Origin of the sequence: Burkholderia sp. 9120 (assembly GCF_000745015.1) — a bacterium.
Taxonomy (GTDB): domain Bacteria; phylum Pseudomonadota; class Gammaproteobacteria; order Burkholderiales; family Burkholderiaceae; genus Paraburkholderia.
In genome coordinates, this window is record NZ_JQNA01000002.1 from 5,330,507 (window position 1) to 5,356,582 (window position 26,076).

The window sequence follows — 26,076 nt, forward strand, 5'->3', positions numbered from 1 at the left end:
ATGCTGCAATACGCCACCGGCGATGACATTGCCCGAGTTGTTCCGGCATCGCGATCTGTTCATTGGTTGTCTGGCGATTGGCCGCGTACCGCGCAAGCGGCCCGGCGAACGGCTGCGTGCGGGTCGGCACGAAAGCGTACTCGACGAAGCGGATGCCGCCGCGTTTGCTTCGCTAGCGGATACGTTGCTGCATGGTGCCGGCGATACCTTCAGCATCGTCACGCAGGGCTACGACTACCCGTCTCTCGCACGCTGCCCCGCGCTCGAAGACGACGGACGCTGCGGCATCCATCTGAAGGGCAAACCCGTCACGTGCGAAGTGGTCCCGCTCGATCCGCTCGTGCCGGACACGCTGCAGCATCTGGTGCTGGCTGGGCGCAATCAAAGCGCGCTCTATCTCGGCGCCGATTGCATTCAGGAAGGACCCCGCGCCGACGCGACGCTGCTGGTTGCCGAGGGCCGAATCGAAGACGCGAGCGCTCAAAACGCGTTGGCGCGTCGCCGCCACGCGCTCGAACAGGAAAAGACGATGTGGGGTCGCGCCGTATTCGAATCGCTGCGTCAAGATCTGTTCGAATCGCCCACCGCGTTGGCTCGCATTCCCGTCGGGGTCTCTCTGACGATTTCGATCGTGCCGGCGCTGTTGGCCGTAGCCGGCGCGTCAGTGCGCTGCCGTGAGTGGTGTCTTGACTATATCGACAGTCAACTCGCGTTGATCGAATGCCGCATCGCGCAAGCGTTGCTGCGCCGTCGGCTCGACGATCGTCCGGTCACGCAGGAACTGCGCGGCTTCGCCAACGCGTTTCAGCGCGCCAGAACGCTGCTGACTGCGCCGACACAGAGCCGCAACGAAAACACGACCTTCGGTGCGAGCGTCGAAGCCTACTTATCCGGCGCGGACCGCTAACTAATCGGCTGCGCCGCCTCGGTCGCTGTTCTCCCTGACGATTCGCGCAATCAATGCGTCGGCATCACGCGACACGTTGTCGTGCACGCGGGTCGTCTGTGTCGCCGCCGGTGTGTCGTTGCCGATCAGATGACCGCCGCGCTGGTGCGTATCCACCGACACCTGCATCGACAAACCCAGCCGCAACGGATGCGCGGCCAGTTCCGCCGCATCCAGCGAAATCACAATCGGCACGCGCTGCACGACCTTGATCCAGTTGCCGGCCGCGTTCTGCGACGGCAACATCGAAAACGCGCTACCCGTACCCGCCGAAAAACCTTCCACATGCCCGCGATACACCACTTGCGAGCCATACACATCCGACACGATACGCACCGGCTGCCCCACCCGCATGCTGCGAATCTGCCCTTCCTTGAAGTTGGCCTCGACCCACAAACGTTCGAGCGGAATGATCGACATCAACGCGAGCCCCGGCCCAACCTGCTGCCCGATCTGCACCGAACGCTGGCCGACCGTGCCGTCCACCGGCGACACCACCGTCGTGCGCTGAAAATTGCGGTACGCGAGCCGCAATTGCGCTGCGGCCTGCAACACCGTCGGACTCGATTCGATCGGGAATTTGCCGCTTAACGCGCGCGCGGCGTCGAGTTGAACCTGCGCCGACGCGAGATTCGCCTGCGCGACCGCCACCGTCTCTTTGGCGCGCGCCAGTTCTTCCGGCGACACGACTTCCACCGACGCATGGTCGCGCGCCGCCAGCGCGCGTTGCGCCAAAGCGAGTTCGGCGCGGCGCGCGTCGATGGATTGCACGTACAGCTTGCGCGAGATCGTGGCGTTCGCCACCTGGCGCACGGCCAGCGTCAGTTGTGCGCGAGCCTGCGCGAACGCGGCGGCGGCCTCGGTGTCGTCGAGCTTGACGAGCGGCTGACCGGCACGCACCTGGCGCGTGTTGTCCACCAGAATATCCGTGACGGTACCCGGTATTTGCGCCGCGATCTGCACGATGTTGCCGGCCACGTAGGCGTCATCGGTCTCCTCGTAGAAGCGCGCGCTCAATCCCCAGTACGTGAGCCATGCCGCGCCGACAAGCGCCACCACGCCGAAGAAAATGGCGAAACGGCGCCGCCGTGCCGCACGTTTGCGGTCGTGCAGCGTATCCGCAGGGTCCGCCATGCTGGCCGCGTCGGGCTGTTCCTGGGTCCAGCCGGCGGCATGCTGTGCCTGTTTATCGTTGTGCATTCAATCGAAGTGCGTGTCCATGATGCGTGCGTGGGAGAAAAAGGCCGGCTGCGAGTGCGCGATCGGTGCGCCGGCCACGTTGCGTTCGTCAAAACCGCCGCCGAGCGCGCCGACCAGCGCCACTTGCAGCAAGCGGCGGCGGCCTTGCAGATCGACCTGCTGCGCGCGCTCGTCGAGCAGCGACAGATCCGCGAGCGTCACGTCCTTCTGCATGCCGATACCGCGCCGGTGTCGCTCCTCGGCAATCGCGACGATGCGCGAGGCCGCGTCCACCGCGCGCGCCTGTTCGAGCGCGAGCGTGTCAATGGTGCGCAGCGAGGTGAGCTGCTGGGCGACCTCGCCGAGCGCCTGGTCGATGGTCTTGTTGTAGAGGCCAACGGCCGCGTCCACATTGGCGTAGTCACCGCCTAGTTGCGCGCGCAACCGCGTTCTGTCGAAGATGGGCAGCGAAATGGCCGGCCCCACCGAACCGGTCAGCGCGGCGCGCGAGAACAGCGCGGCCGGCGTCAACGCAGTGAGCCCGGCAAACGCCACCAGATTCACATCGGGATAAAACTGCGCGCGTGTTGCGTCGGTATTGGCGAGCGCCGCTTCGGCCCGCAACCGTGCCGCGACAATGTCGGGACGACGGCCTAGCAGATCGACCGGCAGTTGCGCGGGCAACGGACTGTCAGCCGTCGCGGCAAGTCGCGGACGATGCAACGACAAGCCGCGCTCCGGACCGCGCCCCGTCAACACGCCGATCTGCAATTCGGTCAACTGGATACGCTCGTCGTTGAGCGCCTGCTGCGACGCGAGGCGGCTACGTTTGAGCGAGGCATCGGCTGCGTCGTACGCGTTGTCGATCCCGCGCGCGCCGCGCTCGCGCAGCACGGCGTCGACGTGGTCCGCGGCCTGTTGCTTTTGCAACAGGATTTCCTGCATCGCGAATGCGCGGTCGAGGTCGCAGTAGAGCGTCACCAAGGCGACCGTCAGCGTGAGACGCGCCTGTTCCGCGTCGATGCGAGCGGCGTCGCGCGTGGATAGCAGGCTGCGTGTCAGCGCGGCATTCTTGCCCCACAGATCGAGTTGATAACTCAAACCGGCGATCACCGCGGACGGCGACACCGTCGAATTGTTGAACAACTGCACCGGAATCTGCTGGCCGCCGACCGACACGTCGGCCACATTGTCCGGCTGCGGCAAACGGGTTTTGCTGACCGATGCGACCGCCGTGCCGGTCAAGCCAGTCAGCGACGCGAACTGTTCCAGTTGCGCCTGCGCCCCGCCGACTCGCGCCTTGGCGATCTGCAGATCGGGATTGTTCTGCAACGCTTCGGCGGCGAGTTCATTCAGTTGCGGATCGTTGTAGCGTTTGACCCAATCGGGCGCGGGCCATGCGCCGTTCGCGCCTGGGCCGACGATGCGCGCAAGCGAATCGGCGGAAGGTTTGAGCGGCTCGACGTTCGTGTGCAGACCGGCATCGCTCACGCAGCCGTTGAGCGATGCGGCAAGAAGAAGCGGCAACGCAGTTCGCGTGAATGAGAGGTTTTTAAGGCGTTGGCTCATGTCGTGCGTCTCGCGCCGCATCAGGAATGGCGCGGCTGATGCAACGCACCTTCGCCGCCGGCGGGTGTGATCGCAGTGCGCGCCCGAGCCGCCTTGGCCGCGAGGCGTGGACGCGTTTGTTCGAGCGGCCCCATGTGCCCGAACAGGCCGTCCCACAGACCTAGCGCGATCGCTTCGAGCTTCGCCAGCTTGTCCTGCTCGGCCAGCACGATCTGCACGATCTGCCACAACGTCAGCAGGTTCGGCACGACGGCAACCGGCAAGCGCAGTCCATATTGCAGCGCCAGTTGCATCGCATTGCGCGCGCTGTAGTAGCGGCGAAAGCCGGGATGATTCATCGTGGTCATTTCGAACGCGCCCAGTTTGTGGCGACGCCGCGCGCCGATCCGATGCGACAGCACCAGTTGCGGCACCACGTACAAAGGCACATTACGTAACAACGCGCGCAGACAGTATTCGGTATCGACGTGATCGATAAACAGCGCCTCGTCGAAACGGCCGAGGCGCGCGAACCCCTCGCGGGAAATCACGCAGCCCGACGAGATCAGAAACGCGCAACGCTGCAACGCGGCGTCGGCACGCACCGACAGCCGTTCAACCGCGAGGCCGCTGGTGGCGAGTTCGGGCAGAAAGCGCTGATCGTTTTCGTCGAAGATACGCGGCCCCAGCAGATACGCGTGACCGCCGAGCGACGCGCAACGCTCGCGCATCACTGTGAAATAGTCAGCGGGGGTCTCCGAATCCTGGTCGAACAGTGCGACCGCCTCCACGCCCTGCTCGAACAACGCCTGCAGGCCGCCATTGAAAGCACCCGCAATGCCGTGCCGGTTGCCGTGATGCAACAACGCGACGCCCGCCTCTCTCAACAGCGACGCCGCGCGCGGGTCGGGCTGCGGCGAGTTGTCGACCACCAGCAAGCGATCGCACAGGTGGCGCATGGCCACCGCACGCGCGAGTTGCTCGTCGCTCGGATGAAACAGCACGATCAGTGCGCCCAGCGTCGTCATCGTGATCTCCCTAGTGCCCCATGGTCATGGCCGCGCCCCGTCTCGGGCGCGTGAGCCACATCATTGCGGCGAGCACGAGACACGTGACGCTCGCCATCTGGAACATATCGCCGGTCGCCATCATGTAGGCCTGTTGCTGCACCACGTGATGCAAGGTGGCGAGTTCGCGCGCACCGTCGATACCCATGCCGTGCAGGCTCTGCACGAAACGCTGCGTATTGCCCGACGCTTTCGTCACGGACTGCGCGACGACGTCGTAGTGATACAGCGCGCGGTTGTCCCATAGCGTGACGCTCATCGCGGTGCCGAACGCCGCCGACAACGTCCGCAAAAAATTCGACAGGCTGGAGGCGGCGGCGAGTTTGTCGTCGGAGACACGCGAAAGCGTCGCGGCCGTGAGCGGAATGAAGAAGCACGGCAACCCGATGCCCTGGATCAAGCCCGGTGTGATGATCTGCGTGAACGTCATGGTCAGCGTGAAATGCGCGTCCCACCACAGCACGGCCGCGAACACGAGAAAACCGAATGTGGCGAGCACGCGAGCATCGAAACGCGCCGCGTAAATGCCGACCAGAACCGAGAACACCAACGCCAGCACGCCGAGCGGCGCGGTGGCGAGCCCGGCCTGATACGCGGTGTAGCCCATCACCGCCTGCAGCCACAGCGGAAAGATCACGCCGACCACGGAGAAGCTCATCATGCCGAGCGAGATGATCAACACGCAGAACGAAAACGTGCGATCCCGAAACAGGCTCAGATCGATCACCGGGTGCCGTTCGCCCGCCTCCCAGATCAGCAGCGACACGATCGCCAGCGCGGCGACGATCGCCAGCGTCAGGATCAACGGCGAGTCGAACCAGCCACGGTCGTGGCCGAGGTCGAGCACCACTTGCAGCGATCCGACGCCGACGATCAGCAGCACGATCCCCGGCAGATCGATCGGCGCGGCACGGGCGGCGCCGGGGTTACGCGCGTCGGCGCGTAGTAACGTCATGCACACCGCGAACGAAAAGATGCCGATCGGCAGATTGATCAGAAAGATCCACGGCCATGAAAAGTTATCGATGATCCAGCCGCCGACCACCGGACCGAAGATCGGCGCGAGCAGCACCGTCATCGCCCACAGTGCGAGCGCCACGATTCGTTTGTCGGGTGGAAAGGTGCGCAACAGAATGGTTTGCGACAACGGCACCATCGGCCCGGAAAAAAGCCCTTGCAACGCGCGACACACCACCAGCAGGTGAAAGTCGCCGGCCACGCCGCAGAGCAGCGAGGTCAGCGTGAAAAGAATCACGGCCCCGAGGAACAACCGCGTTTCGCCGAGTCGGCGCGAAAGCCAACCTGTCAATGGCACCGCAATCGCGGCGGCCACCGAGTACGAACTGATCACCCAGGTGCCCTGGCTGTTGGACACGCCCAGACCGCCGGAAATGGCGGGCACCGCGACGTTGGTGACGGTTGAATCCAGCACTTCGATAAAGGTCGCCAGCGAGAGCGCGAAGGTCAGCAACGCGAGCCGCGCGCCGCGCAAGCGTGGCGTGCCTGGTGTGCTACCTACGTTGCTTACGCTATCCACGCTGCCCGAACCCGGATGCATGCTGTCCGGCCCCCGCTCGCGCTCCGCGTCAGGCCAGCGTGCGCCTTCCGGCCGTGACGTGGCCGCGCTCATACGCCGTGTCCGCTCGCCGCCATGGCGAAACCAGGCACACGCTCGCGACTCGACACACGCGCACCGCCGCGCATGAAACCTTCGATAAAGCGCGCGGCCGCCTCGCAGCCATTCGGCGACGCGGCCAGTTGGTCCTGCATGCGCCCGCACTGCGTCGCGATCGACGGATCGCCGAGCACCTGCTTCAATGCGCGCGCAAGCGCTTGTGCGTGCAACGGTCCGTCGAGTCGCACGCCGCAACCGCTCGCCACCACCCGCTGCGCGTTATCGAACTGATCGTGCGCAAACGGCGTGACGACCTGCGCGATACCGGCGGCATACGCCAGCGCCGCCGTGCCGATGCCACCGTGATGCACCAATGCCCGGCAGCGCGGCAGAAGCGTCTGCAAGGGCACGTAACGCCGCTTCAGCAGCACGCTCGGCGCAGACGATCCCGCGCCCGGCTCCGGCGCTTGCGGCGTCAGCAGCAGGCCCCGCAGCCCGCTTTCACGCAATGCGCCGCGCACGGCCTCTTCATGGCGCTCGTGGTCGATCAGTGTCGAACCGGCCGTGAACACCACGGGTCGCTCCCCCGCCGCGAGAAATTCGTCCAGTTGCGGATCGGGCGCGGGCTCGCCCATATCGTTGAACAGCGGAAAACCGCTCAGCCGATGCGGCGTGGGCCAGTCCGGCTGCGGCCGCGCGAACCACTCGGGAAAGAGGCACAGCACGCCGTCGGTCGAGTGAAGCCATTGGCCGAAAATGCGCGTGGCCGGTTCCAGCCTCAGTTGCGCGCGCAACGTATTCAGCGCAGGACCGCAGACCTTGTCGAGCACCTGCAGCTCGATCACACGCAGCAGCGCCGACTTCACGACGAGCGGCAAGCCGCGCGGAATCGTCAGACGCGGATGCGTCGGCGGCGCATGCGCCGATAGCAACGTGGACGGCGACACCTGCACCGACACCAGCGGCACGCGATACAACTCCTGCATCAGCCGCGCGGAAAACGCCCACAGCGTGCCGACGAGGATCGTGTCGTCGTCGGTCAAGGACATGAGCGTCTGGAAATGCGGCTGCAAGGTCGGTGCGATCACCGCCCACAACGTGCGAAACGAGGTGCGCGGATTCCATAGCGCCGGGTTCGCCATGGCCGCCGCGTATTCATCCGCCGTACCGATCGACCTGAACGCGAAACCTTGCCGACGCGCCGCCGCCTCGAACGGCGGATGGCTGCAAAATACGATCGCGTGCCCGCGCGCCGCCAGGGCCGCGCCGATACCGAGCAGCGGATGAACGTCGCCCGCCGAGCCGATCGCGGTGATGATGACTCTGGTCATACCGGCGACTCAGAAGAGACCGGGAATCAGCGCGGCCACGTCGCGGCGATACTGTGCGTACGCTCCGCCGAAGTGGCCGGTCAACCAGCTCTCCTCGACACGCACCTTGTACGCCAGCGACGCGAAGATCAGCAGCAGCCCGGCCGCGCCGCGCCATTGCAAGCCAATGATCGCAGCGCCGACCAGCGCCAGCAGACACCCTGTATAGATGGGATGGCGGACCAACGCATAAGGTCCGCTGCGCACCAGTTCGTGCCCTTCCTTCAGCGTGACCGACACGCTCCAGTTGGTGCCGAGATGCAGCCGTGCCCACACGGAAAATGCCAGACCGGCCAACAGCACCGCGAGACCCGCGAGTTGCACCACGCCAAAAGACTGCGGATCGAACGACCACGCCGCGCGATTGAAGTCCGGCAGCACGATCAACGCGCCGCCCGCAATCAGCGGAATCGACTGCAAGGTGCGCGATCGCGAGGCCTCCTTGCGCGCGGTCGCCTTGACCCGGTTCGACGTCGCGATCCAATACGCGACCCACGCCGTCCACGGCATGACGATGGCAATGCTCTGAGCGAGATTCATGGCAGTTCGGCCTGTTGGAACGAGTGATCGGCGGTTGTCTCAAACGCCACGTTGCCAACGGTGGCCATGCCGGCCACGTTAGCGACAGGCGCTTGCGACGCCGGCAAAAGGGACGATCGTGCGGCAAGCGTCTCGAAGCAATCGAGCGCGCGCTGCACCGGCGGCGGCCCGAAGTAGTCGAGAATCGCGGTGCGCACCTGGCGCAACGCCGGCTTGCCTTCGAGGTCGAGGAAATGACCGGCCTGTCCGATCGTCGCGAACTCGGCACGCTTCAGATGCACGCTCAACGACCGGACGTCCTCCGGCGTGGTGTACTCATCGAGATCGCCGTTGATGAACTTCAGCCCGCAATCGATATTGCGGAATTCATGCAGGTACTGCTCGGGACGAATCGCCAGGATCTGCTCGACGTGAAACGCCACCTGCTCCTGCTCTTCGCGCGGCAGCGTGGTCAGATAGCGATAGTTGTAGAGCTTCATGATGCGCGACAGATGCTTGCCCACCGTGTCGTTGAGCAGTTGCGCGGCCTTCAGGTTTTCACCGGCTGCTATATGGTCACGCGCGGCGGTAACGTAGGCGGTCATCGCCTCGTTCAGGCGCGGCGAGAACGACGCGATCACCGCGCGCCTCACACTGGTGCGCTCCCGCGACAGCGCCAGCAACGAGGCCACGCCGCCCCAGGAAACCGATAACAGGAAACTCGGTTCGAATAAGCGTATTAGATAAAGCAGAATGTCGACTTCGTCGTCTTTAGACAGAACGAAGCTGCATTTATTATGCGTTTTCGATTGCCCGGCATAAGGCAAATCAAAACAGATAGGGTTATAGCGTTCGCCGAGATATTTGATTGTCTGACCGAACGAGGCTGTGGTAGCCAGCGCGCCGTTGATCAGAATGACACTCTCGAAGGCCGGATCGAATACGTGACGTTCAACGTAGACTTTCAGGCCCGCCGGCAGCGGAACAAGGAGTTTTTCGATGGGCATGGCGTATTCGCATGCACTTGCGTGGAAGCAAATGCGTACCGATACCGCGCCCGCACTCGCGGACGCCTTGCGGCCGTGCCACCGCGGATCAGGCCCATGCGACCTGCCTTTACGCCGGCAAGTCTGATCCGCGACGACCGCTCCTGCACCGAAGCCTTAGCTTCCGGTGCCTCGTGAACTATCTTATATGCACTAATTGAATGCACGCTAGAAACGCCCAACCGTGCTATTCATTGAATACCAGTCTGTCACTTCTGCGTTAAGACTAGATGTCAATATACGATAGCAAACCAGTTTTTAAAACAATTTCAAAACTATTTTTTCAGAAAATATTATTCATGCAGACGGCATGAGAAATGCGATGTTTAGGCGAATGTAGTCTATTTGTCAGAGTTGCGACTCCAGTAACGGGATACATTTCTCGATCAGCTTCTCGGTGAACGGCCGGTGCAACCAGGCTTCGAGCGTGACCTGTTGCGACTGCTTGAGGTCGTCGGCGAAAACCGCTGTTTGCTGCTTCGCGAAGTCGCGGTCGTAGATGTTCAGATTCGCTTCGTCGTTGAGCTTGAACGAACGACTGTCGAAATTGGTCGAGCCGACCGACACCAGGTACTCGTCCACCACCAGCAATTTGCAATGGAACATGGTGGGTTGATACTCGAAGATCTCCACACCCGCTTTAAGCAGATCGCCCCAACATGCACGCGATGCCTCGCGAACCGTGTGCGTGTCGATGCGCTTGCCCGGTGTGATGATTTGCACTTTCACACCGCGCTTCGCGGCCTCGACGATCGCGTTGATCGTCAGCTTGTCGGGCACGAAGTAGGCGCTCGCCAGATGAATGCTGTGAGTGGCCGCCGTGATCGCCATCAGATACATCAGCTGCATGTCGTCGCTGCCGCCCGATGGCGAGCTGCTGAACATGTGCGCGAGGCCTTCACCGGCGGCTTCCACTTTCGGAAAGTAGTCCGCGCCATGCAGTACATTGCCCGACGCTTTGACCCAGTTGTCCATGAACACGGCTTGCATGTGACCGACCACGGGTCCGGCCACGCGGAAATGCGTGTCACGCCAATGCTTTTCATCCTGCGCGTGGCCGGTCCATTCCGGTGCTATACCCACGCCGCCGGTGAACCCGATCCGTCCGTCGATCACCAGCAGCTTGCGGTGCGTGCGGTCGTTCATTCGACCGAGACCGGTCCAATGCGGCTTGTGATACTGAATGACTTCGGCGCCGCCGTCGCGCAGCAGCTTCAGATAGTGCTTGTCCATTTTCGACGAGCCGACCCAATCGAGCAGCACATGCACCGCGACGCCTTCGCGTGCTTTATCCGCCAGCGCCTGGGCGATCTGCTCGCCTATTTCACCGGACCAGTAAATGAACGTCTCGAAGGTGATGGTGTGGCGCGCGGATCGAATGCCTTCGAGCATCGAAGGAAAGATGCGGTCGCCGTTAAGCAGCATCTCGAAGCGGTTGCCGGCAATAACCGGCGGCCCCAGCAACAGTCCCATGGAACGCAGGAATTGCGGATCGTCGCTGGCATAACGACGCTCTATTTTGTGTTCGATCTTCTTCTCGCCACTCGACAGATTGGCAATCAGCAGAACGATAATGAGCGTAACGAACGCGGTAATAGGTATTGTCAGCATGCGTGGCCTCGATGCTAACCGGCGAGGCGCGCCGAATGCGCGCCCTGCGGTTCGATGAACAGATGCGGGCCCAAAGCCCGGCTTTTATCACGAACGCAGGACGCATTGCGCGTGCCCGTTGCAGGCCCGCGCCTTGCTACTCGACTACTTTATCTGACGAGGGAGAAGGCTTCACGGCTGGCAATTTCACCGGCGCCATAAACGCCGACCACCGTATAGTCCGACGCCACGCACTCGAAGGTGGATTCGCTGAACGTGATGACGAAATGCCGCTGTGCAGGGATGGGCGACGCGACTGCCGAAATCTCGGCCGCCAGCGACGAATTCATGACTTCGTGAACCGACAAACCGGTTAATCCTTGCGAGGCGAGCGGATGAATGTCCAGATCGACATCGCCGGGCGGTCCCAGCCGATGAAATACCGCGTCGGGAAACAGCACCGTGCAGTAAGGATCGTCGTCGGGATCGAATGGCCCGAAGCGTTCAAAGTCGGCTTCCGCGATCGGATAAGCCAGAATCACCCGGCCGGCGCTCGCGACGATGAAGGGTTCGGCGGCGTCTGCCGCGGGCTGAGGAACTGAGTCCAGCAGGACGACCTGGTCCTCCTGCTGGGATGATGCAAGCGTGCTGGTCATCTACTTCGCGACTCCGTGGCGCTTATGCGCCGGCTTGCACGGTTGAGGCTTGCGGCGCGGCTGCGGCGGCCGAAGCGGCTGCCTTTGCGGCGGGTTTGCGGCCCGGCGCTTTTCTCGCTACGCGGGTTGCAGCGGCTTTCTTCGCTGCGGGTTTCGCTGCCGCTGTTTTTCTGCTCGCTGCGCTGACCTTCTTTGCGGCGGTCTTTTTGGTGGCCGTCGCTTTCCTGGCCACGACTTTCTTTGCCGCTGCCTTCTTGCTCACCGCGCCGCTGGTGGCCGTCGCTTTTACTTTACCGGCCGTTTTGGCCACGGCTTTGCCCGCTTCTTTCGCTCCGGCTGCCGCGCTGTCGATCAGGAATTTGCTACGGTCTTTGACCGTTGCCAGCCATGCCGGCGCCGGACCGCGTCCACTCCAGGTCGCGCCGGTTTTCGGGTTGTAGTACTTGGGTGGCTGCGCGCCTTTAGGCTGACCTTTACCGCCTTTCGCGTGCGTGAGCGCCGCTTTCGCAACGGACTTCAATTCGCTCGCGCCTTCAACCAGGTATTGAGTGCGGTCTTTGACACCGGCAATCCAACCCGGCGCGCGGCCGTGACCGGTCCAGGTCGCACCGGTTTTATGATCGCGGTACTTGGCCGGCTTACCGCCCGTTACCGCTTTTACCTTAACGTTTCCGCCGTGGCCATTCAGGCCTTGTGCCGCGCGCCGCGCTTTTGCTTTGGCTTCGATATCCGTAGTAGTCAGGCCATGCTTGAGCATCAGACCGCGAATCTGGTCGACTGCGTCTTGTGCTTTCCTGGCAATAAGAACGTCCGCTTGCGCCTGGAGCTTCTTAAGCTTTGCTTGGATTTGCTCTAACGAAGGCATTTGATTGCTCCTTATATGTTGATCGATCGAACTATGCCACGAATGACACGAGAAAGGCAGATCTATGTGGCTATAAAGCAGCAGCCTTACCCGATCATGCATGCCGTGGAGTCCGAACCTTTCGGGTTCTCTACTCGTCACTACTCGAAAGCCATCCTTTTACTTCCCTTCCCCTTACCTCGCCGGTTGCCTTTCTTTTACTTCCGATCATTTTTTCCGAACCACTCACGCAGGCGTAAACACTACCGCCTGGCGATCGGCGATGTACCTCACGCTGCGTATGAAGCGGTATTGCTGATCGTCGGCGGTAATCTGGTTGAGTCCCAGGCGGGTGAGCGCCAGCATGTCGTCCGCCTGAGTCGCGGCTACTACGCCGTGATCCGTCAATTGCTCCAGCGCGCCGGATGGATTGCCGATATAAACACTGCGCACTTGCGTGCCGATCCGCATCAGGACCACGCTTTCTCCCTCATCGAGCGCCAGTTCGAGATAGCCGGCAAGCGTTCGCAACGACTCCGGCGTGCAAGTCTGAGACTGATAGATTGCAGCGTTCGATAACATCATTTGCGTTTCCCCGTGTCACGCGTCAAGCGAAGGCCGCCGCCGCGTGCGGCGGCAATAGTCGCTTCTACTATAGGCAAGCATTCGGAGATTCAAAGGAGAGCGGTCGTTTTTTTATCGTTTGAGTGGGTTTGCACGCTGAACGGCTTTAAAAAATCCCATTGTGGGCAAGCCGAGTTGCTGAACGGGCTATTGAAATAGCACCGGTTAGCGCCACCTTGGGACAACTCAACAGAACGGTACTTTCAGATGAAAGCTGGTTACATCAAAACGGCCCTCGCGTCGCTGGCACTCACTTCGGCAGCGATCGGCACGGCGAATGCCGCCGGTTGTATCAAGGGGGCTGTCGTAGGCGGGGTGGCGGGGCACTACGCCGGGCATCATGCGGTAGTGGGCGCGGTGGGCGGCTGTATCGTGGGACACCATCTGGCCAAAAAACACGCGCAGGAACAGGCCGCGCAGCGCCAACAGGTGCGAGCGGAATAGCCGGAAAGTACTAAAAAGGCGGAGAGGCGGCGGCAGTTTTCACGGCCGCCGCCTACCAGGCAAACGCGCAAACGCGTCACCGATCAACCAACCGGCGCAATTACGCTATGCGCACACCATGAGCCGGCAGAATCTCCTGCGTCGTCACGAAGCGGTGCTCTTTGACCGAGTCATGAAATAGACGGTAATCGCTCTTCTCAAACGCATCCGTCCATTGGGGCTTATCGCCCGTATCGTCATCCAACTGCAATCCGGTGGCGTTGCACTTCCAGGAACCGGGGCCTTTGGCCACATACTGTGGAATCGACTCCCGCAAACCCGGAATGCCGCCCGTACTCACCACGTCGCAAATCGTCTTCAGGCGCTGGTTATCGTCCAGATTCCGATTGGTATCGAGAAGCTCGGTGAGCGCCTCTTTCACGTTCGGCGGCAAACCGGGTTGCGTTTCAAAGTCTTCCCGATTGGCGACATAGGCGCGCACCGCGCGGCAAGCCATCTCGGCCGCTTGCACGAACTCCGGCAAATTATGTCTTTCGATGAACTCGTTTCGACCGTCGATGTAGTGCCATTTGGCCCATGGCTGGTCGGGATAGTGCAACGCGGCGCCGTGACCGACCGGCAGCGCCACCGTCAGCACGTCCTCTTCGATGTGTTCGATCAGATGCTGGGTGACCAGTTTCAATCTGGCAAACCAGCCTTTGCGCGTGCAATCCTGCGACTCCAGTAAATGAACCCGGTTCGCCGGACTCTCGATACCGGAGAATCCCTGGTGTGCCCAGGTATCGACGTAGGTGTGAAGCGTCACGCCGAGACGGTGCAATGCCGTTTCCGCGCCCCGCTGCCGGATCGCCCGGCGCACCATTTCGCGCGCCACCTCGCTATCCGGACGGCACACGGCTTTTTCCTGAAGCGTGTCGCCCTCGCCTGCCGGCAGAAAATGAAAAGGCGCCCAGACGAGACGGTTCTGGTCATTCTCCGTGTTCGCATAGTCGAACATCTTGTGCGCGGTGGCGAAGCGCTCGAACGTCTCGCCCCCTTCAAAGCGCAGTATTCCGGCCGTCGTCGCATCGTCGACATACTGGCAGGCATGCGCGACGGTGAGCGCGTCGCTTGTCGCCATGCCGCCAATGCGCGCGGCGATATAGACCACACCATAGTGAAAGTCGATATTCATGGCAGGCGCTCCAGACGCGCGGCGAATGACGGTGGGATCGTTCAGGTTGGTGCGGCCAGGCAGAATCCGCGTCGGCGCACGGCTAGAGAGTAAACGAAGAACGCCGGCCGGACTTTAAATAAAGCGCGCTCGCGTCGACTCGCTTCTGACACTCTTCCGACACCCTTCTGACACGCACAGTACGCGGAATGAAAAAAGCCCCGCTGCGATTTCCGCAGCGGGGCTTTCTCTTTGCGCAGATCGCGCTTTATTGCTTGACGATGTCGACCAGTTCGACTTCAAACGTCAGGTCGCTATTCGGCGGAATCACGCCGACGCCACGATCGCCATAAGCGGTCGCCGCCGGGCAGGTCAGCTTCGCCTTACCGCCCACTTTCATCTTCTGCACGCCTTGCGTCCAGCACGGAATCACGCGGTTCAGCGGGAACGTAGCCGGGCCACCGTGGCTCGCGGAACTATCGAACTCGGTCCCGTTGGCCAGCGTGCCACGGTAGTTGACCTTGACGACGTCGGTAGCGGCCGGTTGGGCGCCGGTGCCCTGCTTCAGTTGTTCGACGATCACGCCGGAAGGCAGTTTTTCGGTGGTGGGCGCGGCGGCCATTGCCGCCGAAGACAACACGGCTGCGGCGACCAAAGCAACGATAGATTTCAAAGCAAGTCTCCAGGTGAAGGGTGCGCGTCATTGTAACGGATCACCTGGCGTGCACCCCGGGCCCGGGTAGTCCATGGATTGGCACGTTGCCAATCGGCTCCGCGAAAGACTTAATGAGAACAGCGTTCTGGCAGCGCTTTCACCGGCGCGGATCTATTCGGCGTCGGTGTCTTCGTTTTCGTTGTTGTCCATCAGCGGACCGCTTTTCGCCATTTCACGCTGATTCAATGACACCGCCCGTTGCTCCATCCGTTTAAGTAGTCCGTCGAGAAGAACGGCTTCTTCATCGCTCAGACAGGCGGCGAACTCAGTGTTATAGCGTTGCCCGCTCTTTCGTGCGTGCTCGTAGACCTGACGGCCGGCTTCGGTCAGCGCGAGTACGGTCAGTCTCTTGTTCTCCGGCAAGCGCGTTTTCGCAATCAGGCCTTTGTTGACCATATTCGCGACGCAGCGGCTTGCGACCACCATATCGAGCGCGGCCTGTTCGGCGAGTTGCGTCAGACTCGCATCCGGGTATTTACCGACGAACGCGAGAATGCGCCAGTCACGCCGGGTGATGCCGAGTTCTCGCCGGAACATCAGGCCGACACCCTGAACCGCCACTCGCGCCAGGTTATGCAACCGGTACAGCAGGAATTCGTCGATGTGCTCGGGATGCTTCAACACAGGCGGCAATGAAGGATCGGACACGGTGAGTGTAGGGAATTTGTTGGCTCGCCGGCCATTATGACGCGCTTTTCCCGCAACGGCGCCGCCCTATTGTGCATTCGCACATATATTTGATTAGGTCAATCGTGGCGTTCGTTTCTAGCATCGAACATGTTTCCGGTTCGTTACCGCTTCTTCTCTCTATTCTATTCAGGCCGCAAGGCCGCAGACGGTGCTTACAGATGGCGGACACCCGCAACGTTCTCTTTATCATGTGCGACCAGCTACGCCGCGATCATCTGGGCTGCTACGGACACCCTTACCTGCGAACCCGGCATATCGACGCACTCGCTTCGCGCGGCGTACGCTTCGACAATGCCTTTGTCAGTTCCGGCGTTTGCGGTCCGTCGCGCATGTCGTATTACACCGGCCGCACAATGAGCAGTCACGGCGCAAACTGGAACCGCGTGCCGCTCTCGATCGGCGAAATGACGCTCGGCGAGTACCTGCGACTCAATGGCCGCTCACTCGCGCTGGCCGGCAAAACCCACGTCATGGCCGACGCCCATGGTATGGAGCGGCTCGACATCGCCCGGCAAAGTCCGCTCGGCCGCCGCCTGTCGACAGGATCGTTCGACGAACTCGATCGTTACGACGGTCATCACGAACCGGGCAAGGAAAGCGGCTATCCGGCCTTTCTGCGCGAACATGGTTACGCTAGCGACAAACCGTGGAGCGATTTCGCCATTAGCGTGGAAGACGATAGCGGCGCGGTCCACTCGGGCTGGAAAATGCGCAACGTTCGCTGGCCGGCACGCGTGGCCGAACCGCATTCCGAAACCGCGTACATGACCAGTCAGGCGATCCGCTATATCGAGCAACAAGGCGACGAGCCGTGGGCCTTGCATTTGTCGTACGTAAAGCCGCATTGGCCGTATGTCGCCCCGCGCCCGTATCACAACCTGTATTCGCTCGACCAATGTCTGCCGCTCGAACGCCGGGCCGCCGAACTCGACAACGCGCATCCGGTCGTCGCCGCGTATCGCACTCAGGAAGAGTGCGTCAATTTCGCGCGCGAAGAAGTCTCGAACACGGTGAGACCGGTCTACCAGGGTTTGATCCAGCAGATCGACGACCATCTCGGCCAATTGTGGGAAACACTAGAACGCCTCGGCCGCTGGGAAGATACGTTGATCGTGTTTACCGCCGACCACGGCGATTTTCTCGGCGACCATTGGCTCGGCGAAAAAGAACTGTTCTACGACACCGTGCAGCGCGTGCCGATGATCGTCTACGATCCGTCGACCCAGGCCGACGCAACACGTGGTAGCGTCGAACCGCGCTTTATGTCCGGTATCGACGTAGTGCCGACGGTACTCGACGCGCTCGGTCTGCCGGCTTATGAAGAGCGTATCGAAGGACGTTCGGTATTACCGCTCACACGCAATGAAGCGGATGGCGCGCAGGGCTGGCGCGATTACGTGGTCGCCGAACTCGACTACAGTTTCCGCGGCGCGCGGCTCGCGCTCGGACGTCAACCCGACGAATGCCGCGGCTGGATGGTGCGCGACTCGCGTTGGAAGTACATTCACTGGCTAGGCTACCGGCCGCAACTGTTCGATCTGGCGAACGATCCGCACGAATACGCCGACCTCGGCGCCGACGCCAGTCATGCCGCGATCCGCGAGCGGATGCACGCAAAACTCGCGGACTGGTACGGCTCGCTGAAGCAGCGCGTCACGATCGACAATCCGACCGTGGAAAGCAAGACCAACACGCACAAGGATTGGGGCGTGTTCTTCGGCGAATGGTAAAAAGTAATGCGACGTAGGCGGCTATAACAACGAATCCAGTCCGCCGATAAGATCACACCACAGGCGTGCCGACCGATCCGGCCAGCACGTCAGGAGACACAGGATGCAGCGTTCGTCAGACCTCGCGCCCGAAGACGCGATTTATCGCAAGATCGCGCGGCGCATCGTGCCGTTTCTGTTCATGTGCTACGTGGTCAATTTCATCGACCGCGTCAACATCGGCTTCGCGAAGCTGCAGTTCCTGCAAGACCTCAAACTCGACGACGCCGTCTTCGGACTCGCGGCGGGCATGTTCTTCGTCGGCTATCTGGTGTTCGAGTTACCGAGCAATCTGCTGCTGGAGAAGGTCGGCGTACGTAAAACGCTGCTGCGCATCATGGTGTTGTGGGGCAGCCTGACGGTACTGCTGATGTTCGTGAAGAGCGCGCACATGCTGTATCTGCTGCGCTTTCTGCTGGGCGCCGCCGAAGCCGGCTTCTTTCCCGGCATCATTCTGTACCTCACCTACTGGTTTCCCGACCGCCAACGCGGGCGTATTACGAGCCTGTTCATCATGGCGGTGCCGCTCGCGGGGATTATCGGCGGCCCGTTGTCGGGCTGGATCATGGTGCATTTCCACGACACGCTCGGCTTGCGCGGCTGGCAGTGGCTGTTCCTGATTGAAGGCATACCGGCTATCGCGCTCGGCATTATGGCCCTGCTCTACCTCGACGATCGCCCCGCGAACGCCAGATGGCTGAGCGACGCCGAAAAGGCCCACGTGAGCGCCGCGCTGGAAGCGGACCGCAAACAACGTGGCGTGCATCACGCGCCGCCGGCACGGCTCGCGGATGTACTACGCAATCCCCGCATCTATCTGCTGTCGGCGATTTATTTCTGTGTGTTCATGGGACTCAATGCGATCGGCTTCTGGATTCCGACGCTGCTACGGCACGTCGGCGTGCAGCAACTCGGCCATATCGGCTGGCTGAGCGGTGGCATTTCGGTGTGTACGGCGATCGGCATTGTCGCGATCGGCCATAGTTTGGATCGACGCGCGGAACGGCGTTGGCATGTCGCGGGTTGCGGCTTCGCGGTGGCAATCAGTTTTCTGTTGCTGCCGCTCGCCGCGCATAGCGTGCCGTTCACGGTCGCTTTGCTGGTGGTCGCGTCGATCTGCATCTATGCGACGCTCAGCATCTTCTGGACGATCCCGACCGCGTATCTGGATGGCGGCGCCGCGGCAGCCGGAATTGCGACGATTACCGCGATCGGCGCAATCGGCGGCGCCGTGAGTCCTTCGCTGATCGGCATGCTGAAGACGCAAACCGGCAGTGTCTATGCCGGTTTTGCGGTGGTCGCCGCGCTGCTGATCGCGGGCATGATTGCGTTGCTGTGGGCCGTGCCGGCGCCGCAATCGAAACCGCTTGGTGCGGTGCGGGCGGCCGTTTCGAAGTAGCTTTCGATGTAGCTTTCGACGTAACCACAGCGGGCCGCCGCCGTGCGTCAGTCCAACGGGTGCACTGTATAGCTGCCGGTCGGCGCTTCGTCGCGCGCGTTGAAATCCGCAAGCACGGTTTCGCGTTCGCGGACATCGGCCAGCACCGCCGGGTCGAGTAGCGCGGTAATCACGTCGTCGCGATCGCGGCTCGCCTCCGCCACGACGTCGCCATACGGGCTCCAGATTGCGCTCGCGCCACACGTCGACCAGCCGCCGGTGGTGCCGACGTGATTCGACAGCAGCACGTACATCGTATTGTCGAAAGCGCGCGCCGGGAACCAGATGCGCGACTGGTGGTAGCCGCTCTTCACACTGAAGAGCGCGCTCACCAGATAAGCATGCGCACCGTTGACTGCCGCGAGCCTTGCGTGCTCCGGAAAACCCGAGTCGTAGCACACGCCGAGTGCAAGCCGCCAGCCGTCGAGTTCCAGCATGCAGCCTTGCGCGCCGGGCTGATAAATGCTCGTCTCGCTGCTATACAGGTACTGCTTGTGATACGGCTCGATCTGCTCGCCGGACCGGTTGAATATCAGCGACGAAATATGCAGGGCACTCGCATGCCGCGTCGCCGCGCCGACAATCACCGCGATCTCGCGCCGGCGGCACACTTCGCGGATCGGTTCGAGGCACGCGTCGTGGGCTTCGAAAGCGTACTTCGCGGGGTCGCCGGCAATCAGGTCCGGTTCGTAGCCGCTCAGGAATTTCTCGGGAAAAACCACCAGTTTCGCGCCACGGTCGGCGGCGAGACCGGTCAGTTCGACCGTTCTGGCGATATTGGCGGCGACGTCGCCGGATACCGGTTGCGCTTGCGCGGCGGCGATCCGCAGGGACGTTTGCGGCAGCGAGGCCTGATTACGATTCAACGCGAACTCCGTTTTGAATGGACGGTTGGCTGCAGGTTGCCCGCCCGCCTTCTATCGTCAAGATCGAGCGCGCGAAGCCCTGGCATTTAAACACGGCGGTACGTCCGGCGTCAGTGCGAGGGTGTGATGATGAACTTGCGGCGCGTTCCCTGTGTCCACAGAGAACATGCACCGCGAGGCCTTCGTCACGCCGCGAATCCCATGCTAAAGAGCGCTTTCGATGATCGAGCCGGTTGATCCCGACGAGCCTGAGGCTTCCGGACCCGACGTGCTGCCCGAAAGGCGGCGCGCGCCCAGGGCTCGCCGGATTCCACGCAGCCGCGAACAGCAGGCACGGCTCGATGCGCGCGAGCCGGCTTTCGAGCCGATTCCCTTTGCACTCGACGAGGCCGCCGCGCGTCGCCCATTCGCCGACAAACTCGATGCATGGTTCGAGGCGCGCCGCTGGCAGCCGTTCGAGTTTCAACGCGAGGTCTGGCGCGAGATGGGTCGCGGCGCGAGCGGGTTACTGCACGCGACTACGGGTGCCGGTAAAACCTGGGCGGTGTGGTTCGGTGCGCTTGCAACTTTCGCGGGTGCGGGTGAATCTGCTGTCAGATCCGCCGCCCAGCGCAGCCCGCCACGCACGCAACCGGCCCCGCTCACCGTGCTGTGGATCACGCCGATGCGCGCGCTCGCCGCCGACACCGCCCGTGCCTTGCAAAGCTCGGCGCTCGAACTGGCCGTCCCGTGGAGCGTCGGCTTGCGAACCGGCGACACATCGTCGGCCGAGCGCGCGCGGCAGAACCGGCGCATGCCGTCGGCGCTGGTCACCACGCCCGAAAGCCTGACGCTTATCCTCACGCGGCCCGACGCGCGTGGCGTGCTCGCGCAGGTGCGGCTGGTGGTGGTCGATGAATGGCATGAGCTGCTCGGCAACAAGCGCGGCACGCAAACGCAACTCGCACTCGCGCGTCTCGCGCATTGGCGCCCTGAAGTGCAGGTGTGGGGCCTGTCGGCCACGCTCGGCAACCTGCCCTTCGCTGCCGATGTCTTACTCGCGCCCGTCAAAACGCCGCGCGTCGACGTGCACGGCGCGCTGCCCAAAGCACTGATTGTCGATACGGTCATTCCCGACACGATCGAGCGGTTTCCGTGGGGCGGCCACGTCGGCATGCGCCAGGTCGGCGCGGTCGCCGAGGCGATCGGCGACGCGCAGACATCGCTCGTTTTCACCAACACCCGCTCGCAATGCGAAGTCTGGTATCAGGCGTTGCTCGAAGCGCGGCCCGAATGGGCCGGCCTGATTGCGTTGCATCACGGTTCGCTCGATCAGGAAGTGCGCGAATGGGTCGAGCGTGGCCTGAAGACCGGCTTGCTGAAGGTGGTTGTGTGTACATCGAGCCTCGATCTCGGAGTCGATTTCTTGCCGGTGGAGCGCGTGTTTCAGATCGGCTCGCCCAAAGGCGTCGCGCGGCTGATGCAGCGCGCGGGACGCTCGGGGCATGCACCCGGCCGACCGTCGCGCGTGACGATCGTGCCGACGCATGCGCTCGAACTGGTCGAAGCCGCCGCCGCCCGCGAGGCCGTCGCGAAGCGTCAGATAGAAGGCCGCGACACGCCCGATAAACCGTTCGACGTGCTGGTGCAGCATCTGGTGACCGTGGCGATCGGCGGCGGTTTCGACGCGCGCGAACTGATCGGCGAGATTCGCAGCACGTACGCGTACCGGCATTTGACGCAGGCCGAGTTCGACTGGGCGCTCGGCTTCGTGGAAGGCGGAGGCACCGCGTTGCGTGCCTATCCCGACTACCATCGCGTGCTGCGCGACGGCGACGGTGTGTACCGTGTGCCGCGCGACGATCTGGTGCGCCGGCATCGCAACAACATCGGGACGATCGTCGCGAACGGCACCTTGCATGTCGCTTATCTGTCAGGCGGGAGAATCGGCGCGATTGAAGAGTCGTTCATTTCGCGGCTGAAACCAGGCGATATTTTTACCTTCGGCGGACGCGCGCTCGAATTGATTCGCGTGCAGGACATGACCGCGTGGGTGCGTCGCGCGACCTCGTCTCGCGGGGCGATGCCGCAATGGGCCGGCAGCCGCATGCCGTTGTCGTCCGAACTCGCCGATGCAACGCTGACGATGCTGGCGCGCGCCGCCGCCGGCGTCTACGACGAACCGGAAATGCGCGCCGTGCGGCCTCTGCTCGACTTGCAGCAGAAATGGTCGGCGTTGCCCGAGCCGGGTGTGCTGGTGGTGGAGTTGCTGAAATCGCGCGAGGGCCACCATTTCTTTTGCTATCCCTTTGCGGGGCGCACCGCGCATATCGGTCTCGGTGCATTGTTGGCGTGGCGAGTCGCGCGTGAACAGCCTGGTACTTTTTCGATTTCAATGAACGACTATGGTTTCGAGCTGTTGTCCGCGCAACCATTCGATTGGGCCGCGCAACTCGAAAGCGGATTGCTTTCTTCCGACGCGCTCGAGCATGACATTCTCGCGAGCCTGAATTCGTCGGAACTCTCGATGCGGCGTTTTCGTGAGATTGCACGCGTGTCGGGGCTGGTCTTTCAAGGGCACCCAGGGCAGCAAAAAAGCGCGCGGCAGTTGCAGGCGTCGAGTGGTCTGTTCTATGAGATCTTCCGCAATCACGATAGCGACAATCTGCTGCTCGATCAGGCCGATGCCGAAGTGCTGTTGCAGGAGCTCGACGCCCAGCGCATTCGCGTTGCGCTCGAACGGATGAATGCCAGCCGCGTGGTGGTGATGCGGCCGAAAAAACCGACGCCATTTGCGTTTCCGTTGATCGTCGGACGCTTGCGTGAGAAGGTCAGTACCGAGAAGCTCGCGGATCGCGTCGAGCGGATGTTGGCGGAGCTTGAGAAGGCGGCTCGTGTATGAAGACTACGTCGTTGAGGGTGGGGATTGCCGGACATGCTCTCGTGCTGTCGAGCTTGCGCGCGATTTTCGATCCGGCATTGCGGTGTTTGTTCGTCGCCGATGCGCATTTTGGCAAAGATGCAGTGTTTCGTGCGCGTGGCATTCCCGTGCCGGTTGGCTCGACTGCGGACAATTTGCTGCGGCTCGATCTTTTGATTAGCGAGTTCGAGCCGACGATGCTCGTGTTTCTTGGCGATCTGCTGCACGCGCGCGAGGCGCATTCCGTTGAGACGTTGGACGCGTTGCATGGCTGGCGTGCGCGGCATGCTGGATTGCGCGTGGTGCTGGTTGAAGGGAATCATGATCGGCATGCCGGTGCATTGCCGGATTCGATGGACGTTCAATGTGTGCAGGAGCCCTGGCGGATTGGGCCTTGGGCGGCGTGCCATTTTCCGCAGACGGTGGACGGCGCGTATGCGCTCGCGGGACATGTGCATCCGGTTTATCGGGTGACGACGCGGGTCGATTCGGTGCGCGTGCCGTGTTTTCGATTTGGCGCGGTGTGTGGAGTGCTGCCGGCGTTTGGGAGCTTTACCGGTGGAGCGCGGGCGCATGAGCCGGTGGCGGGGGAGAAGGTTTTTCTGGTGGTGGAGGAAAGGGTGATTGCTGTTTAGTGGGCGAGTGGAGAGTGTGGGGTTTTCGTCGGAGAAGAGCGGACGGTGAACTGTCCGCTCTTTTTTTGCCTGGACGGCCGGTTGATGCCGGCCGTCGCGCGCTGAAGGCGTGCAGTTGAGTTAGTGACCGCGGCCGTGGCCACCGGAGCCGGAGCCGGAGCCGCCGTGGCCGCTGTTGCCACCGCCGTCGCCATGGCCGCCATCGCCGTGACCGCTATTGCCGTGGCCTCCGTCGCCATGACCGCTGTCGCCGTGGCTACCGTCTCCATGACCGCCGTCTCCATGACCACCATCACCATGACCGCCGTCGCCGTGCCCACCGTCTCCATGACCGCTGTCGCCATGGCCACCGTCTCCATGGCCGCCATCTCCATGACCGCCATCTCCATGACCGCCATCTCCATGACCGCCATCTCCATGACCGCCATCTCCATGACCGCCGTCGCCATGACCGCCGTCTCCATGACCGCCATCGCCGTGACCGCTATTGCCGTGGCCTCCATCGCCATGACCGCCGTCTCCATGGCCACCATCGCCGTGACCGCCGTCGCCATGACCGCCATCGCCATGACCGCCATCGCCATGACCGCCATCGCCGTGACCGCTATTGCCGTGGCCTCCGTCGCCATGACCGCTGTCGCCGTGGCCACCGTCACCATGACCGCCGTCGCCATGGCCACCGTCACCATGACCGCCGTCGCCATGGCCACCATCGCCATGACCGCCGTCTCCATGACCGCCATCGCCATGGCCGCCGTCTCCATGACCGCCATCGCCATGACCGCCGTCGCCGTGCCCACCGTCTCCATGACCGCTGTCGCCATGACCGCCATCGCCATGGCCGCCGTCTCCATGACCGCCATCGCCATGACCGCCGTCTCCATGGCCTCCATGATGACCACCACCGGAGCCGCTTCCACCACCAGTCCCACCGCTTCCTGTTCCACCGCCTCCTGTCCCACCACTTCCCGTACCACCGCTTCCCGTCCCGCCACTGCCTGTCCCGCCACCTCCCGTCCCACCACTTCCTGTCCCACCACTGCCCGCACCACCACTGCCTGTTCCACCACTTCCTGTTCCGCCACTTCCCGTTCCGCCGCTTCCGGTCCCACCGCTTCCCGTTCCACCGCTACCTGTTCCGCCACTTCCCGTTCCGCCGCTTCCGGTCCCACCGCTTCCCGTTCCACCACTTCCGGTTCCACCGCTTCCAGTCCCGCCGCTACCTGTTCCGCCACTGCCCGTTCCGCCGCTTCCGGTTCCACCACTGCCCGTCCCGCCGCCACCTGTTCCACCGCTTCCAGTCCCACCACTTCCGGTTCCACCACTTCCGGTTCCACCACTGCCCGTCCCACCACTTCCCGTCCCACCCTTCCCGCCACTTCCACTTCCACTTCCACTTCCACTTCCACTTCCACTTCCACTTCCACTTCCACTTCCACTTCCACTTCCACTTCCACTTCCACTACCACTACCACTACCACTACCATTCCCGCTACCGCCCCCCGCCGCAGCCCCAAGTCCCGCAGCGCCAAGTCCCACAGCCCCACCATTCCCCGAACCACCACCACTACCATTCGCACCGCTTCCGCCCGCGCCTCCCGACGCGGCCCCGTTACCATTGCCGCTACCGTTCTGCGCCCCCGTCGCCGACGTCGCCCCCAAACCCGCCGCGGCTGCGACGCCAACCCCACCGGTCGTCAGCAAACCGCTGCTCTCCCGCTTGCAGCCCAGCGTGTCGAACGTCGGACAGTCGATCGGCAACGTCTGCGCCACCACCAGCTTCGGCGCACCGCCCGAGGGCGTGCCCGGCGCCGGCGCGTTCGTTTGCGCACCCGCCATCGCCGCATACAGACTCACCGCCACCGCCAATACCGCCCGGCGCGTCCCAAGAATGCGCGTGTCCCCATTGTGCTTTTTCATTTCAGCCTCCTAACTAAACGCCTCGAACGACCGGCCCGAATAACAGATGAATCTGCGTTCCCTGTTAAAAGTGAAACTTCAAAGCCCAGTCGGTATTGCAAGGCGTCACGCTAAAACAGCGTCACGTCAGGTATCTCTCACGGAAAATCCCGGTCCGATTCGACGTGATCCGAGAGAAACGACAGGCTGCGCCAAAAGAAAATTTGAAAGAGCACAGCAGGGCCTGATGGAGGTTGAAGTTATGCGCAGCATCACGCAGCGACCGTGCGCTAGCCCACGCAATGCGGAATCGATGGAGGTTTTTCGATTAAATGCACGATTGAATTGTTAAGGATCGTCAATTACCGTTTTTAAAGAAGCGTCGGAAATTTTCGCCTTTTATCTATACAGTCCTAACTATTATTTTTACTTCATCAGATGAATCAGATCAGCGAATTACCTAAGTGTTAGTCCGGAGATAAAAGAGCACCCGCCGCAGCCACTGTGAGAGTAGTCACACAGACACAACAAACCAGCCGGGCTCCGCACTCCCGCACCTTCATC

The 26,076-nt window shown here is 62.4% G+C and carries 21 protein-coding genes and 1 pseudogene; 6 read left to right on the forward strand and 16 right to left on the reverse strand.

Annotated elements, in window-relative coordinates:
• Positions 1–22: 22 nt before the first annotated feature.
• Positions 23–907, forward strand: a complete 885-nt coding sequence (locus tag FA94_RS31890; RefSeq protein WP_051980980.1) for a hypothetical protein — start codon at positions 23–25, stop codon at positions 905–907.
• Here the strand turns inward: FA94_RS31890 and FA94_RS31895 are convergent, their stop codons facing one another.
• The 11 genes and pseudogenes from FA94_RS31895 to FA94_RS31945 form a co-directional block, all read right to left on the reverse strand.
• Positions 908–2,080 carry an HlyD family secretion protein gene (locus FA94_RS31895; RefSeq protein ID WP_494471395.1) on the reverse strand — a complete coding sequence of 391 codons (1,173 nt, stop codon included), beginning with the start codon at positions 2,078–2,080 and terminating at the stop codon, positions 908–910.
• Between the two features lie 66 nt (positions 2,081–2,146).
• Entirely contained in the window at positions 2,147–3,694 is a 1,548-nt protein-coding gene (locus tag FA94_RS31900) for an efflux transporter outer membrane subunit (protein ID WP_035563688.1), read from the reverse strand.
• 20 nt (positions 3,695–3,714) lie between these two features.
• Entirely contained in the window at positions 3,715–4,701 is a 987-nt protein-coding gene (locus tag FA94_RS31905; RefSeq protein WP_051980982.1) for a glycosyltransferase family 2 protein, read from the reverse strand.
• Between the two features lie 10 nt (positions 4,702–4,711).
• A complete protein-coding gene (locus tag FA94_RS31910) occupies positions 4,712–6,298 on the reverse strand; it encodes a DHA2 family efflux MFS transporter permease subunit (RefSeq protein ID WP_035563694.1) in 1,587 nt (528 codons plus the stop codon).
• A gap of 68 nt (positions 6,299–6,366) precedes the next feature.
• Positions 6,367–7,686 (reverse strand): glycosyltransferase, encoded by a 1,320-nt coding sequence (locus tag FA94_RS31915; protein ID WP_035559118.1) that lies wholly within the window; start codon positions 7,684–7,686, stop codon positions 6,367–6,369.
• Positions 7,687–7,695: 9 nt separating this feature from the next.
• Entirely contained in the window at positions 7,696–8,265 is a 570-nt protein-coding gene (locus tag FA94_RS31920; RefSeq protein ID WP_035559120.1) for a methyltransferase family protein, read from the reverse strand.
• 86 nt (positions 8,266–8,351) lie between these two features.
• Positions 8,352–9,251 (reverse strand): annotated as a pseudogene (locus FA94_RS31925) (alpha/beta fold hydrolase); the annotation flags it as partial.
• 387 nt (positions 9,252–9,638) lie between these two features.
• Positions 9,639–10,901 carry a cardiolipin synthase gene (gene cls / locus FA94_RS31930; RefSeq protein ID WP_035559122.1) on the reverse strand — a complete coding sequence of 421 codons (1,263 nt, stop codon included), beginning with the start codon at positions 10,899–10,901 and terminating at the stop codon, positions 9,639–9,641.
• A gap of 149 nt (positions 10,902–11,050) precedes the next feature.
• A complete protein-coding gene (locus FA94_RS31935; RefSeq protein WP_035559125.1) occupies positions 11,051–11,536 on the reverse strand; it encodes a hypothetical protein in 486 nt (161 codons plus the stop codon).
• Positions 11,537–11,558: 22 nt separating this feature from the next.
• A complete protein-coding gene (locus tag FA94_RS31940; protein ID WP_035559128.1) occupies positions 11,559–12,401 on the reverse strand; it encodes an H-NS family nucleoid-associated regulatory protein in 843 nt (280 codons plus the stop codon).
• Positions 12,402–12,626: 225 nt separating this feature from the next.
• Positions 12,627–12,965: a hypothetical protein gene (locus tag FA94_RS31945; protein WP_035559131.1), complete on the reverse strand. Its 339-nt coding sequence runs from the start codon at positions 12,963–12,965 to the stop codon at positions 12,627–12,629.
• 246 nt (positions 12,966–13,211) lie between these two features.
• Between FA94_RS31945 and FA94_RS31950 the strand changes: the two genes are divergently transcribed.
• Entirely contained in the window at positions 13,212–13,448 is a 237-nt protein-coding gene (locus FA94_RS31950; RefSeq protein ID WP_035559134.1) for a hypothetical protein, read from the forward strand.
• Between the two features lie 100 nt (positions 13,449–13,548).
• On the opposite strand, the gene FA94_RS31955 is transcribed toward FA94_RS31950, so the two are convergent.
• From FA94_RS31955 to FA94_RS31965, 3 genes are all read right to left on the reverse strand, one after another.
• Positions 13,549–14,622: a DUF6765 family protein gene (locus tag FA94_RS31955; RefSeq protein WP_035559137.1), complete on the reverse strand. Its 1,074-nt coding sequence runs from the start codon at positions 14,620–14,622 to the stop codon at positions 13,549–13,551.
• A 247-nt stretch (positions 14,623–14,869) separates the two neighbouring features.
• Entirely contained in the window at positions 14,870–15,223 is a 354-nt protein-coding gene (locus tag FA94_RS31960; RefSeq protein ID WP_176343126.1) for an FKBP-type peptidyl-prolyl cis-trans isomerase, read from the reverse strand.
• Positions 15,224–15,427: 204 nt separating this feature from the next.
• On the reverse strand, positions 15,428–15,964 hold the full coding sequence (locus tag FA94_RS31965; protein ID WP_231585079.1) for a MarR family winged helix-turn-helix transcriptional regulator: 537 nt from the start codon (positions 15,962–15,964) through the stop codon (positions 15,428–15,430).
• A gap of 200 nt (positions 15,965–16,164) precedes the next feature.
• On the opposite strand from FA94_RS31965, the gene FA94_RS31970 reads away from it, so the two are divergent.
• Positions 16,165–17,736: a sulfatase-like hydrolase/transferase gene (locus FA94_RS31970; RefSeq protein ID WP_035559150.1), complete on the forward strand. Its 1,572-nt coding sequence runs from the start codon at positions 16,165–16,167 to the stop codon at positions 17,734–17,736.
• A gap of 103 nt (positions 17,737–17,839) precedes the next feature.
• Entirely contained in the window at positions 17,840–19,174 is a 1,335-nt protein-coding gene (locus FA94_RS31975; protein WP_035559152.1) for an MFS transporter, read from the forward strand.
• A 47-nt stretch (positions 19,175–19,221) separates the two neighbouring features.
• Here FA94_RS31975 and FA94_RS31980 read toward each other — a convergent pair whose 3' ends face one another.
• Complete coding sequence (locus tag FA94_RS31980) at positions 19,222–20,079, reverse strand: carbon-nitrogen hydrolase family protein (RefSeq protein ID WP_035559154.1); 858 nt, start codon at positions 20,077–20,079, stop codon at positions 19,222–19,224.
• 220 nt (positions 20,080–20,299) lie between these two features.
• Between FA94_RS31980 and FA94_RS31985 the strand changes: the two genes are divergently transcribed.
• Both FA94_RS31985 and pdeM read left to right on the forward strand, forming a co-directional pair.
• Entirely contained in the window at positions 20,300–22,960 is a 2,661-nt protein-coding gene (locus FA94_RS31985) for a ligase-associated DNA damage response DEXH box helicase (RefSeq protein WP_035559156.1), read from the forward strand.
• The gene (pdeM, locus tag FA94_RS31990) at positions 22,957–23,613 is read left to right on the forward strand and encodes a ligase-associated DNA damage response endonuclease PdeM (RefSeq protein WP_035559159.1); all 657 of its coding nucleotides are present in this window, start codon (positions 22,957–22,959) and stop codon (positions 23,611–23,613) included. The genes FA94_RS31985 and pdeM overlap by 4 nt, the downstream gene beginning before the upstream one ends.
• Here pdeM and FA94_RS39825 read toward each other — a convergent pair.
• Positions 23,610–25,187, reverse strand: a complete 1,578-nt coding sequence (locus FA94_RS39825) for a hypothetical protein (RefSeq protein ID WP_063771810.1) — start codon at positions 25,185–25,187, stop codon at positions 23,610–23,612. The two genes, pdeM and FA94_RS39825, sit on opposite strands and share 4 nt — an antisense overlap.
• Positions 25,188–26,076: the final 889 nt, after the last annotated feature.